This is a genomic window from Bradyrhizobium sp. USDA 3256 (assembly GCF_054058275.1).
The window spans coordinates 6,318,401-6,330,697 of sequence record NZ_JBSSAE010000002.1 but is presented as its reverse complement, the minus strand read 5'-3'; the positions used below and the strand labels follow the sequence as shown (position 1 = coordinate 6,330,697).

At 59.3% G+C, this 12,297-nt stretch carries 9 protein-coding genes and 2 pseudogenes; 7 read left to right on the top strand and 4 right to left on the bottom strand.

Annotated elements, in window-relative coordinates; all coding sequences use genetic code 11:
- Positions 1-208 precede the first annotated feature (208 nt).
- A complete protein-coding gene (locus tag ACVWY5_RS31755; RefSeq protein WP_080673065.1) occupies positions 209-1,189 on the bottom strand; it encodes a helix-turn-helix domain-containing protein in 981 nt (326 codons plus the stop codon).
- A gap of 551 nt (positions 1,190-1,740) precedes the next feature.
- Here ACVWY5_RS31755 and ACVWY5_RS31750 point away from each other — a divergent pair.
- The 5 genes and pseudogenes from ACVWY5_RS31750 to tnpC all read left to right on the top strand — a co-directional run bounded on the left by ACVWY5_RS31750 (position 1,741) and on the right by tnpC (position 7,698).
- Positions 1,741-3,288 (top strand): winged helix-turn-helix domain-containing tetratricopeptide repeat protein, encoded by a 1,548-nt coding sequence (locus tag ACVWY5_RS31750; RefSeq protein ID WP_028352283.1) that lies wholly within the window; start codon positions 1,741-1,743, stop codon positions 3,286-3,288.
- A gap of 241 nt (positions 3,289-3,529) precedes the next feature.
- Positions 3,530-4,562, top strand: a pseudogene (locus tag ACVWY5_RS31745) (IS110 family RNA-guided transposase).
- A 763-nt stretch (positions 4,563-5,325) separates the two neighbouring features.
- Positions 5,326-5,724 (top strand): IS66-like element accessory protein TnpA, encoded by a 399-nt coding sequence (tnpA, locus tag ACVWY5_RS31740; protein WP_028338270.1) that lies wholly within the window; start codon positions 5,326-5,328, stop codon positions 5,722-5,724.
- Positions 5,721-6,068: an IS66 family insertion sequence element accessory protein TnpB gene (gene tnpB / locus ACVWY5_RS31735; protein WP_028338269.1), complete on the top strand. Its 348-nt coding sequence runs from the start codon at positions 5,721-5,723 to the stop codon at positions 6,066-6,068. The genes tnpA and tnpB overlap by 4 nt, the downstream gene beginning before the upstream one ends.
- 94 nt (positions 6,069-6,162) lie before the next feature.
- Positions 6,163-7,698 (top strand): annotated as a pseudogene (tnpC, locus tag ACVWY5_RS31730) (IS66 family transposase).
- Between the two features lie 708 nt (positions 7,699-8,406).
- Here tnpC and ACVWY5_RS31725 read toward each other — a convergent pair.
- Complete coding sequence (locus ACVWY5_RS31725) at positions 8,407-8,652, bottom strand: hypothetical protein (protein ID WP_028352058.1); 246 nt, start codon at positions 8,650-8,652, stop codon at positions 8,407-8,409.
- Between the two features lie 500 nt (positions 8,653-9,152).
- Here ACVWY5_RS31725 and ACVWY5_RS31720 point away from each other — a divergent pair, with 500 nt between their 5' ends.
- Positions 9,153-9,329 (top strand): hypothetical protein, encoded by a 177-nt coding sequence (locus ACVWY5_RS31720; RefSeq protein ID WP_321176686.1) that lies wholly within the window; start codon positions 9,153-9,155, stop codon positions 9,327-9,329.
- A gap of 614 nt (positions 9,330-9,943) precedes the next feature.
- On the top strand, positions 9,944-10,132 hold the full coding sequence (locus tag ACVWY5_RS31715) for a hypothetical protein (protein WP_028352060.1): 189 nt from the start codon (positions 9,944-9,946) through the stop codon (positions 10,130-10,132).
- 126 nt (positions 10,133-10,258) lie between these two features.
- On the opposite strand, the gene ACVWY5_RS31710 is transcribed toward ACVWY5_RS31715, so the two are convergent.
- Both ACVWY5_RS31710 and ACVWY5_RS31705 read right to left on the bottom strand, forming a co-directional pair.
- Positions 10,259-10,408, bottom strand: a complete 150-nt coding sequence (locus ACVWY5_RS31710; protein WP_321176687.1) for a hypothetical protein — start codon at positions 10,406-10,408, stop codon at positions 10,259-10,261.
- Positions 10,409-11,091: 683 nt separating this feature from the next.
- On the bottom strand, positions 11,092-11,436 hold the full coding sequence (locus ACVWY5_RS31705; protein ID WP_456671734.1) for a hypothetical protein: 345 nt from the start codon (positions 11,434-11,436) through the stop codon (positions 11,092-11,094).
- Positions 11,437-12,297: the final 861 nt, after the last annotated feature.

Below are 12,297 nucleotides of genomic sequence, written 5' to 3'. Positions count from 1 at the left end.
CGACCAAGGTCAAGCGGGGCGCCGTGGTCGGCTTGTGACCCGGAGCCGACATCGACCGGTCGCCGAATGTCCTATGCCGCATTTAGCGTTCATTCCTGCGATGTCTGCGTGCGCCTCTTAGCGATGATGTTAAAGAAAAGGGTGTTCGCGAAGCCTACAAATACTCACATTCAGCTGCATGGTCGGCGCACTGTTAGGAGCCGCAGGATCACTTCTGCTCCCGCATGGTCGATGCGGCGCGCACACCTGAGGGCGTCTCGCCGAAGTGCCGGCGGAACATGCGATTAAAATAAGAAACGTCACCAAAGCCGACTGCATACGCGATATCGATGATGGCCAAATGCAGATGGTGCGGATCAGTCAGCATCACGAAGGCACGCTCAAGCCGGCATCCTGCAAGATGTTCGGTGAACGACTTTCCGGTCCTCTCGTCGAGCAATTTTTGCACGTATCGCCGCGACATGCCGATCGCCCCAGCGACCTTATTCAGATCGAAATTGGGATCGCTGTAGCGTCTCGCGACCTCTGCCAGGATCGCTTGTAGGTTTGCTGCCTTCACACCGCGCTCCGTAACGATCTCTGCTGCTTGGTCGGTCGGCCCGAGCGTCGCGGCTACAAGATCGAGGAGATGTACGCTGACGGTGGCGGCCAATTCTGATGACGGAGGTTCTTTGAAGGATGCCAGAGACCGCAGGTAGCAGTTGAGAAGTTTCAGCGCCGGTCCGGAACGCGCTGGCCGACCTGATAGATCTTCCGGGTTGGCAACCAGAGACCTTAGGGCGGCAGCCTGCACGGTTACGAATTTGACGTTCCCGCCACGCGGTCCAAATACTCGCAGCGGCCTTCCTCGGTCAACCAAACAAGCGGAGCCGACATCATAGGCATGCTCTTGGCCAGCATTTGCAAATTGGACCGGTCCAGCCTCGACGAGGTTCAGTCCGAATTGTTCACGGCTATCCTTGAGGTGGTGTCTGTGACGAATAAATTCGACCGGCGTCGCGACAAGGTGACAAACGCCAACCGCGCCGAGCGACAAGAAGGTGACGTCGATACGCGGGCGGCCGCCACTGTGATCTATCACGTCTAAGGCGAGGTTCAGCCGCGCAAACTCCTCACGAAACGTCGAGAACCGCGCACGCTGCGGCAGCATCTCGGTCGACCATCGCAAAAGGTGAGATGACGTTGGCATCTCGACCTCCCGTTTTGGGGAGCAGCTCCTCAAGTAATCATATCGGGCTGCGCTTCGCTACTGTGTGAAATGGCTCACAAAGGGAGAGGCCGGCTACGCGACATGACCGAGCGCGTCGCGTTGCGCGCAGGGCGATAAATCGGCAAGCCTCCCCGCACAGATTGCGTCGGTCGGCAAGACCGCGCTTCCTTCGCTTGCGAGAACAACCAGCCTAAAGCTGCAATCGTCGTAATTGGCGGTGTCGGCTTGTTGGGCGCAGAACTGTGATCTGCGGCTGGAAGGCGCATAGTCGGCATTTGGCCCTTCGCGTCATTTCGCGGCAACGCAATAGTTCAGTCGCTTCCGGGGTGAAGCGGGCATCCCGGTTGCGGGCGCTTGAGGGATGGTGACGCGAATGACCCAAACCGGAAGTCGGAATCCGCCACATCGGATGAGATGCCACGGCTCAAAACCCGCTCAACCATCGGTTTACATTTTTCATACCACCGGCTTATTATTGGGTGTGCGAAGATGCCTTCCTGCGAAGGGAGGACACCGTGAGGGTTGGCAACTTGCGCTATCGCTTCGAGGAATTCGCATTTGACATCGACCGGCGCGAACTGCATCGCGGGGCAGAGGTCGTTTCCATTACACCACAGGTGTTCGATCTGCTCGAATACCTGATCCGAAACAGGGAGCGCGTCGTCAGCAAGAACGACCTTATCAACGCCGTTTGGAAAGGTCGCATTGTGTCCGATGCTGCGCTTACGACCCGCCTGAATGCTGTCCGCGCGGCCATCGGCGATACCGGCGAGGAGCAGCGCCTCATCAAAACGTTTCCGCGCAAGGGCTTCCGTTTCGTCGGACAGGTGCAGGAGACGCGAGAAGTTGCGGGCCCGGATCCGGGCGATGCGCCCGAGAGCGCTCTTGCGCTCCCCGACAAGCCCTCCATCGCGGTATTGCCGTTCGATAACATGAGCGGCGATCCCGAGCAGGAATATTTTGCGGACGGAATGGTTGAGGAGATCATCACCGCGCTCTCGCGGTTCAAATCGTTGTTCGTGATCGCTCGTAATTCTAGCTTCATCTTCAAAGGCCGAGCCGTCGATATTAAGGAAGTCGGGCGCAGACTTGGCGTACGCTACGTCCTTGAGGGGTCGGTGCGCAAGGCGTCAGGCAAAGTTCGCATCACTGGGCAGTTGGTTGATGCGGTGACAGGCGCGCACATTTGGGTGGACAGGTTCGAGCGCGACCTGACTGATATTTTCGTTCTTCAGGACGAAGTCACAGTTGCGGTCGTGTCAGCCATTCACCCGAAATTACTTCAAACAGAAATTGCGGAGGCGGCGCGGCGACGATCGAAAAACCTCACCGCCTATGATCTCTATCTTCGAGCCGCGCAACAGTACTACCCAATGACCAGTGAAGGGGTGGCCGAGGCGATCAGGCTGGCTCGTCGGGCTTTGGAGCTAGATCCCCGGTTCGGCGTTGTCGCTGCTCTGGCAGGTCTCTGTCACATGAACAACGTCCTTTTTGGCTATGCTGAGGATTCTGATTTCGAGCGGGAGGAAGCAATCCGGCTTTCTCGCTATGCATTGAGCGTCGACGATGATGATCCAGACACGTTAGCAATGGCTGCCGCAACCTCGGCATTCATGGTCAGCGATAGTGAACGTGAGATCGAAATGGTAGAGCGGGCGGTCAAGCTCAATCCAAATTCACATCACGCATGGAATGGACGAGGTTGGGTCTATACAATTGCAGTTCAGCCGGAGGAAGCGCTCCGCAGCTTTGAACGTGCTATCCGCTTGAGCCCGCTTGACCCGCTGCTATACCGGCCGTTTACTGGGATGGGGGTGGCCTTGATTGAGCTTCGGCGCTTTGACGAGGCAATCGTCGCTGGAAAGAAGGCCCTTCGTCAGAACCCCTATTCGTCGGCTTACCGCTGTCTCGCCGCCGCTTTCGCCCATCTCGGACGCGACGCAGAGGCGCGTGAGTGGGCGGCGCATGTGCTTAAGGTCGATCCCGCCTTTACAATATCTGCGTGGATCGCCCGGGGCGGGCAATCACGCTGGAAGTTGTATACCGAGGGTCTCCGCAAAGCTGGGTTGCCCGAATGAGCTCGGTGCGCGGGTGCCGAGGAGGTGATCGAACAGAAACCCTTGTTGCTGCGGTGCATGAGTCCGGAAATGGCCCTTTTCGGAAGTCCGACAACGTCCGCTTTTGCACCGCTGTTTGGGGACAAGCGGACATCGAAATGCGCCGTTACCGCGCTTCCTGATTTATGATGGGGTGGACGCCCCGCCGACGGCATCGATGTGCCAAAGTGGAGGTGTTTAGCACCACTTAAGGGAGGCGCCCGTGTCGGAGGTTAGCATAATCGGTCTGGATATCGCCAAGCATGTTTTCCACGCTCATGGAGCGGACAGGAAAGGGCGAGCTATATTCAGCAAACGGATCAGCCGAGGAAAGCTGGTGGATTTCTTCGCAGCCCAGCCGAGTTGCACGGTAGCGCTGGAGGCATGTGGCGGAGCCCATCACTGGGCCCGTCAGCTCGCCCAGCTTGGCCATGAAGTTCGGCTGATCCCTCCCGCCTATGTAAAGCCGTTTGTGAAGCGCCAGAAGAACGACGCGATCGATGCCGAGGCGATCTGCGAAGCAGCGCAGCGGCCGAGCATGCGGTTCGTGGCCGTGAAGAGCGAACAGCAGCAGGCGGCGGGTCTGGTGTTTCGGACCCGTGACCTGTTAGTGCGGCAGCGAACGCAGCTCATCAACGCGATCCGAGGACACCTCACTGAATATGGTTGGATCGCACCTAAGGGGCCTTCGCACGTGGCGATGCTTACCGACCTGATCGAGGAAGAAGAGATGGCCAGCTCGCTTCCCAAAGCGGCCCACGCCATGTTCCGATTGATGTTGGACCTGCTGGCCGCGCTCAATGGCAAGGTCGCGGACCTCGACCAGGAGATCGCGCGACGTGCTCGCGAGGACGAAGTATCGCGCCGGCTAATGACCGTTCCCGGCATTGGCCCAATCTCCGCCACCGCGATCGCCGCTCTAGCACCGCCGGCCGAGACCTTTGCCAAAGGCCGTGACTTCGCGGCCTGGCTCGGTTTCACGCCTCTTCAAAGATCGACAGGTGGCAAGCAGAAGCTCGGTGCGACATCCAAGATGGGCGAACGCACGCTCAGGCGCCTCCTCATCATCGGCAGCAGCGCGGTCGTGCAACAGGCGAGCAAACGCGGCGCGCCAAGGGGTTCGTGGCTCGAACAGGCTGGCTCGCAAACCGCGCATGCTGGTAACGGTCGCGCTCGCGAACAAGATAGCGCGGATCGTCTGGGCGCTCCTTGTGAAGCAGGAGAACTATAGGGCTCCGGTTGCCGCCAAGGCGTGATCTTGGCGGGCCAGAGGTCGTCAGAGATGTAGTCGGTCGAAGGAGGGTATGGCGCAACAGTCGGCGAGACGAGGCCGGAAGAACCAGATGTACTCATTGTGCCTGGAGCACGCTTTTATGATTTGGTTCCGGTCTGCGAACTCCCATACAGGCCCGCAGCTTCATCGCTGCACCATCAGAGGCCGGACAGATGGCAGCATCCGACTACGTGCCGATCTTCTTCAAAAACCGCTTGCATCTCGCGGGGCGTCCACAGATGAGTACACGGCCTAGAACATGTGGCTTGGTGTCGAGAACTTGCCCAGCGAGCTGGCGATATAATCGAGCGATCCGAGGAAACGCCTTAACATAAGCGAGGGCTCGCGGGCATGAAACGCTGAGGGATGACAGATTCCCTATTTGCTCGTGCGCAATTGGCTATCGAAGAAGGCCACCGACTGCGGAACGAGAGGCGAAGCCTCACCGAGGCCTTCGACGAACAGTTGCGCGAACTGCGTCACAGCATACACAACAGCGCTAGCGCTCGGACAGAGACCAAGGCGCATCGCGACAATCGGGAGTAAGGCCGCTTTAGTTGGCGGCCTCTTTCATCCTCCAAACTCAAGCGAACAGGTCTTTCCCCGGCTGCGTCATCCGCACGAACGTCCCGCTCTAGTGGTACTCGAGCCAGCCCTTGGTACGCATCCGACGGGCGCCGTCTTGTCTGAGGCGCTGTAATTGGCCAAGCGTGTAACCTTAAGTCTAGCTTTAAGGTCATCAGGCGATGCGGGTCGAGGTTTTAGGCGGGCTGGAGCGGCGGCGGCGCTGGTCGCAGGATGACAAGGCGCGGATTGTCGAGGAGACATTGGCGCCGGGCGCAAAGGTCACTGCGGTTGCGCGTCGCAACGGCGTAGCGGCCAGCCTGGTGTTCACCTGGCGTCGACAAGCGCGGACATCCGAGCAGGCCGTACCATCTTTTGTGCCGGTGCAGATCGCCGCTACGGAAGCGGAGGAGACTCCGAAGCTCTTATCTGCGGGTGATGGCCGAGGGCGGTCTGTGGCAGCAGCCGCGCGTATTGGTTTGATCGAGATCGACCTTGGCAACCGGCGACGCATCCGAGTGGACGCGCACGTCGATCCGGAAGCGCTGGCGCGGGTCCTCGAGGTACTTGAGCGCCGATGATTGCCATACCGGGTAATGTGCGGGTGTGGCTTGCGACCGGCCACACCGATATGCGCCGCGGCTTTCCAAGCCTTGCGCGGTTGGTCCAGGAGAGCTTGAAGCGTGATCCGCACGCTGGTGATCTCTACGTTTTTAGGGGCCGCCGCGGCGACCTGATCAAAATTATTTGGCATGATGGCCAGGGCGCGTGTCTGTTCACGAAGCGGCTGGAGCGCGGGCGCTTTTTGTGGCCGTTACTGGCGGACGGCGTTGTGACGATCAGCGTTGCGCAGCTATCGTATCTTCTGTCCGGAATTGATTGGCGGATGCCGCAGGCAACCTGGCGTCCACAGGCTTCCGGTTAAATCGAGCGGGATTTTTTGCGACGAATATGGTTGATTCGTCTTCGTGACGACGCCCTCCGATCAGCTTCCCACCGACCTTGCCGCAGCACACGCGATGATCCTTGCGCAGCGCGAGCAGTTGACGCTGGCCAAGAGCGAGGTGACCGTCGGCCGGCTGGAGATCGAGCGACTGAAGCTGATGCTGGCCAAGGCACGGCGAGAGCAGTTCGGGCAATCTTCTGAGCGCGGCAAGCTGCTGGTCGAGCAGCTTGAACTCGCCATCGAGGATCTTGAAGCGACCCAGGCGGAGCAGGAGATCAAGGCCGAGCTTGCAGCGCCGGGAGCCGCCAAACAGCAGCGCGTGCGAAATCCACGGCCGCCGCGACCTCCGTTACCGGACAATCTTCCGATCGAACGCGTCGTCGAACCCGCTCCTTGCGTATGTGGCAAGTGCGGCAGCGAGCGACTGCACAAGCTCGGCGAGGTGGTATCGAAGACCCTGGAATGCGAGCCGCGGCGCTGGAAGATTATCGAGCATGTCCGCGAAAAGTTCTCCTGTCGAGATTGCGAGGCGATCACAGAGGCTCCGGCGCCCTTCCATCCGATCCCGCGAGGCTTTGCCGGGCCGAACCTGCTGGCGATGGTGCTGGTCAACAAGTTCCTGCTGCATCAGCCGTTGAACCGACAGAGCAAGACCTATGCCCGCGAAGGGATCGAGATCGACGTCTCGACCTTGGCGGATCGGGTCGGCGCCTGCGTGGTGGCACTCGATCCCATTATTGAGGCCATCCGGATCCACGTCATGAGCGCGGAACGCATCCACGCCGACGATACGACGGTGCCGGTACTGGCCAAGCTTAAGACGGTTACCGGCCGGATCTGGACCTATGTTCGCGATGACCGGCCGTTTGGCGGCACAGGTCCGCCGGCGGCCCTGTTCTACTACTCACGCAACCGGGCTGGAGAGCACCCGCAAAGCCATCTTGCCGGCTATGTGGGCCTGATGCAGGCCGACGCCTTTGATGGATATAACCAGCTCTACAAGGCGCAAAGGAAGCCAGCTCCGATCCTTGAAGCGGCCTGTTGGAGCCACGGTCGCAGAAAGTTCTTCGACCTGGCGAAATCTGGAGAGGCGCCGATTGCCAGCGAGGCCGTGCGGCGCATCGATATCCTGTTCGAGATCGAGCGCACTATCAACGGCAAAACGCCAGAACAGCGGCTTGCGGTACGTCGAGAGAAGTCCGTGCCGATCGTTGCTGATCTTGAGATCTGGATGCGCCAGCAGCGGACCTTGCTCTCCTCAAACAATGATACCGCAAAGGCGATCAACTACCTGCTTAACCGCTGAGCGGCGTTCACTCGCTTCTTGGACGATGGCCGCGTCTGCCTCTCGAACAATGCTGCCGAACGAGCGTTACGCGGTGTGGCTGTCGGGAGACGAAATTGGACCTTCGCCGGTTCAGATGCTGGCGGCAATCGTGCCGCCGCCGTCTATACCCTGATCGAGACCTGCAAGATGAACAACGTTGATCCGCAAGCCTGGCTCGCTGACATGCTGGCCAGGCTTCCAGATCACCCCGCCAACAGTGTCGCCGACCTACTCCCGTGGAATTGGAAGGCGACCCGACAGTCCAAAGCCGCTGCCGCCTGAGCGCCACGGCTGATCGGCGCGCCTGCCCGGGGTGCTGACCGGATGCGTACAGCCCTTGTCGATCGCGTGCTGTAGTCCAGCCCAGTACTCGGCCGGCGTCGCCCCGCTTTTGAGCGGCGTTAGGGAAGTCCGCGTTCTCAGACAACCCTGATTTTCTCCTTGAACTTGCGGTTGATGAGCATTTCGGCGCGCCGCTTTGCCAGCTCAAGCAGCCTCGTGCGCACGGTACTGCGTCGTCGAGTTCAATGACGATCTCGAATTGATCGCCGTATTGGCGGGTGACGCTGAACGGAACGCCTCGGTGCTGGTAGGTAGTGGGCATGTCAGTGATTTAGCAATCGACGCGCGCGGGAAGCACCGGGAAGGTACGGGGGATCGTCCCACTACGAGTATAGCCCCATGCTACCGGATCAATGACCGATCACAAAACGAATTGTGAGATAGACGCCTGCTACAACAGCAGCGCAGGCCCCGATGGAAAATAGGACACGCCACAGATCGGTCGGTTTGGGTTCGAAAGCCGGTTCGTCAGCCACCGTGTGCACTTGAAAAGTAAGGTACAGCAGTGAGGCTAGACCCCAGCAGTTGTTATCCGCTTTAACATGGTTGAACGGGGCGTGCGTTTTCCACGCGCCTAATCGACGTTCTAGTTCAAAGCTGAGACTTTGTTCGTCCGCAGTGCCACCATGGGTAGCCGCGCTTGCTGTCCTAGTTGGACACTCGCAGCGAGGAATTAAGACAGGAGATCCGGCGTACTTCCCCGACCGTCATTTTCAGCGCCGGGATATGCTCGGGCGGTAGCTGTCGTTTGATGAGGCTAACGGCCCATCCTTCCGGGATAGCGTCCAGCACACGGTCGATGGCCTCATCACGCGAGGTCGCGGCAAGCCAGATCTGGACCTCCCCGTCATCGGTCGTCACGCGAACCAGGTGGACTTCGGCTGCCTGCTGCATGACCCAATAAGAGCAACTACAGGCGATCGTTTCAAAAGTCTTTGCATAAGTTAAGCTGGGAACCGGACTAGGACATTAGTTCTGACCGGCATATGCAAATGCGGGAACGGACGTCGGGCCGCAGACTGATATTTCAGTTCGCTCACATGGATGGCGTAGAATACAGCTTCGTAGGACTAGCGGCGGGTCATTTCATCGCGCTGGTCGGTGGCGCGAGCTGCCTCTTCATCTGTTGAGGACTCAGCACCTCAGACTCGGGCCTCAGCGTGTACCCCTCGCTGGGGCCGTTTTTATTCGAACACGTCTTTGCCGGCCGGGGTCATCCGCGTGAAGGTGCCGCTCTCATGAACATTCCTCCAGCCAGTCGCGTTTGAACGAAGTTCCTTGCAATCGTCTCCGGGCAGGATCATTGTTCCGGCATCACCGGCCGAGGCTCTGCCCGTAGGCGTCGGTGGCTGAGAGACCGTGACGCGCTCCCGCCTGCACAAGGGGAGTATGCCATGGCCGACCAGGTCAGCGAGGAAACGCAAGCGTTATTCGATGCCGCCGAATTGGCGATTGCTCGCAGCAAGGAAATTGTAGAGCAGACTCGCCGAGTCCATTCGGCATGTGCCATGGAACTACGCGCCCAAGAGCGACGTTTGATGTTCCTGAGGGAAGCGAGGAAACCAAATTAGCTTTTGTTGGTGTAGTGATGCCAAAACTGCCGCAACAAATCATATTTCGACCGCGCCGGGGCGACTCCGCTCTATTGAAGTTGGCACAAGAATGTATCGCCGAAGCCAAGTCAGCCTTGGCGTTGCCGCCCCCTGACACGTTCCTCGGCCGACATTCCCAGCCCCCGGACAGCGAGAAAGGCGACCAGAAGTAAGGCCGCCTTGCGGGCTTGACCCAGATCAACGAACATTCCGGCCAGCTGGCCAGCATCACCGACATGACATTGGACCGTGTGACCATCGCGGGATGCATCGTAATTGCCTTCAGCGCGCTGATACTAACTGCGATCCTCGCCTCTTAGGAACCCTACACTTGCCTGACCATTATAGTCCCCGCTCCGGGCAGGGAACCGAACGAGGGAAAGGGCATGGGGCAGCTACGCCGCCGCGTCATTCACACGGATTCATTGGAAGCTCGGCTTTTGGAGAGCGCTAGGCAGCTGCGCAATCAGGCCGCAGCGCTTGCCCCAGGTATCGAGAAGGAAGCGCTGCTAAAGCTGGCCCGGCAAGCTGAAGCAGCCGCGAGCATGACCGATTGGCTGCGCCCTCCCGGACTTCAATCCTCTTGATTGCACATGACACCCGAAGAATACTTAGAGAAAGCCGAGCATTACCGCCTAGCCAAGGAGAGCGCTAAGGACGACTTCTCGCGCTTTCACCTCGAAGCTATGGAAAACAGCTACAGAACATTGGCCGCCAGCGAAGCGGCTTTGCGGCAATCTTCCACCGTAGCCAATGCGCTGTCTCAAAAAGACGAGCCGTAGGCTGAACCTTTCAGTTCGCCGCCTAGACGCATCAATGCCGGGATTTTGCTCGTTCCCTCTCGGGGCTAGAAGGCCGCGCCGCCTGTAAGAGTTTCAAACGGGCGGCGTAGCTGCGTCGAAGCCGCCTTAGTCGGCGTCCGCGATCTTGCCCTTACCTTCGCAGACCTTGCATTTGACCGGATAGATTTTGTGACCCGGTTGCACAGGCTCAGTAACGGCGGGGAAGCCCGTTCCATTGCAGGCCGGGCACATATGCTCTTTGATCTTCGGCTGCATGTTGAACCCTTCTGGCCGCCTTAGTTGACGGCCTCTTTCGTGCTCCAGCTCAAGCGAACAGGTCTTTCCCCCCTTGTGTCGTCCGCACGAACGCTCCGCTCTCATGATACTTCGGGATCAGAGTAGGGGCGGTCGCCGATGTATTTCATCGCTTGTGTGTTTAGTCCGCTGATCGAGGCATCTTCACATAAGCACTACAATTGCAGCGATTGCGATAGGGCTTAAGCCCAAGACGATGATGCCTGCATGATATAAGATTTCAGCCATGGCGTGCCCCCATGCGGCCGGCAACTCAGCTTTGGCTAAGACGGACATTTATAGCACAAGTGGCGCCAAAGTGCGCCCTACCCAAAGGATTATCGATCCCCATCGCGCCCGGAGCGCCTCTTCGCTGCGTCCTGCGTCCTGCGTCCTGCGTCTCGTGCCAGTGCTCGATGCTCTTTCGGGCTCAGGCCAGCGTAGAACGGTTCCCAGGCTTCGCACCTTTGGCGCCCTCTAAATCGGGCGCGCTGCCGGTCGCGTAGGGCGGCACGGGCAGCGGCACCGTGATGCTATAGGTCCAGAAGGGCGGGCTGCGCGCGGTTGCCAGCCTGATCCGGCCGATCATCCGGCCCTCGTGGATCACCACGAAGTCGTCTGGGATAATCTCGCCGACTATGAAGTAGGGCGGAGAAACAATTCCATCAGGAATACGGCCGACGAAAAGGCACTACCTCGCTATCCGCGGCGCGGATCACCACCCGGGCCAGCTCCATGACGTCAAAATCTTGGTCTTCGAGCGTGTCCGCCACGCCCTGACGGTTCATTTCGTGGACGATCGCCTCTGCGACCTTCATCAGTCGTGCGGTCTCAGCTGGGGTGTCTGTCAGGTGCATCAGGTCCGCGGCTTTCGAAACGGGCACCAGGTCTACGTCTGCTGCGCGGATGACGACGCGGGCCACCTCAAGGGGATCGAAGCCCAGGTCGGCGACCGCTTCCGCGACACCTTGTCGATCCAGTTCAGCAACGATCGCCTCAGTGACCTTCATCAGTCGCGCCGTTTCTGCAGTGAGGTCTACCATTGGTCCGTTCTCGAGCTTCGGGTAACCACGACCTTGCCCCTTGGTGTGATTATAAGTCTGTGTCCATTGGGGCAGGTAGGTCAGATATCGCTCGAGGCGAAAGCGCGGCCCTCGAGCAGAAGCGGTCACCGCAACCTCACCGCAAACCGGGCACAGGTACGTTTTGTCCATAGGGACTGTTGGAGACGTCATCGGGGCTTGTCAGCCTTGAGGCTCATCGAACATCCCATCGTGCTCTCAGAATGAACGTGCCCCGGCTCTTGCTCCCGATGACCCGGGGCACATTCGCGATCATCTCCATTGGGACCGTCGCAATGGACCGGATAAAGCGCCGCTGCTTTTTTCACCAAGATTCACGCGGGATATTTTCGGGATCGTTTAGATGATTCGAGCAACAGGGCAAGCAATTTTCATTTCGTATTTTTTTCAGCCCTCGAACGACGACCGCTGCTGATCGGTGGACAGCGGTTCGGCGATCCGACTTGGCCCCAGCATGATCCGGATGGTGGGGCCTTTTTATAGAATAGGAACGAAGCGGATGCAGTGGCATTTGTCGCCCTGTTCGGTGCCGCACCGCTACTGGCACCGAGACGCCCAGCTACACACTGGCCTCAGCTTCACAACTGGGGCCTCTTCCTAATACGCGACAGTCGCCTTTGAGGCCTGTTCATATGCCCAACCCCAAGTTTTAATCCGGGGTGGGAGACCGCAGCCACGCGCTCATTTGCGAGCCGGCCTCGGCTTGCTTCGCGCGTCGTAGCAGGGCCTCTTTTTCGACTCCGGCAGGCATCGCCCCGGCTCGGCCGCGCAGCTCTTTTGCCTGTCCTG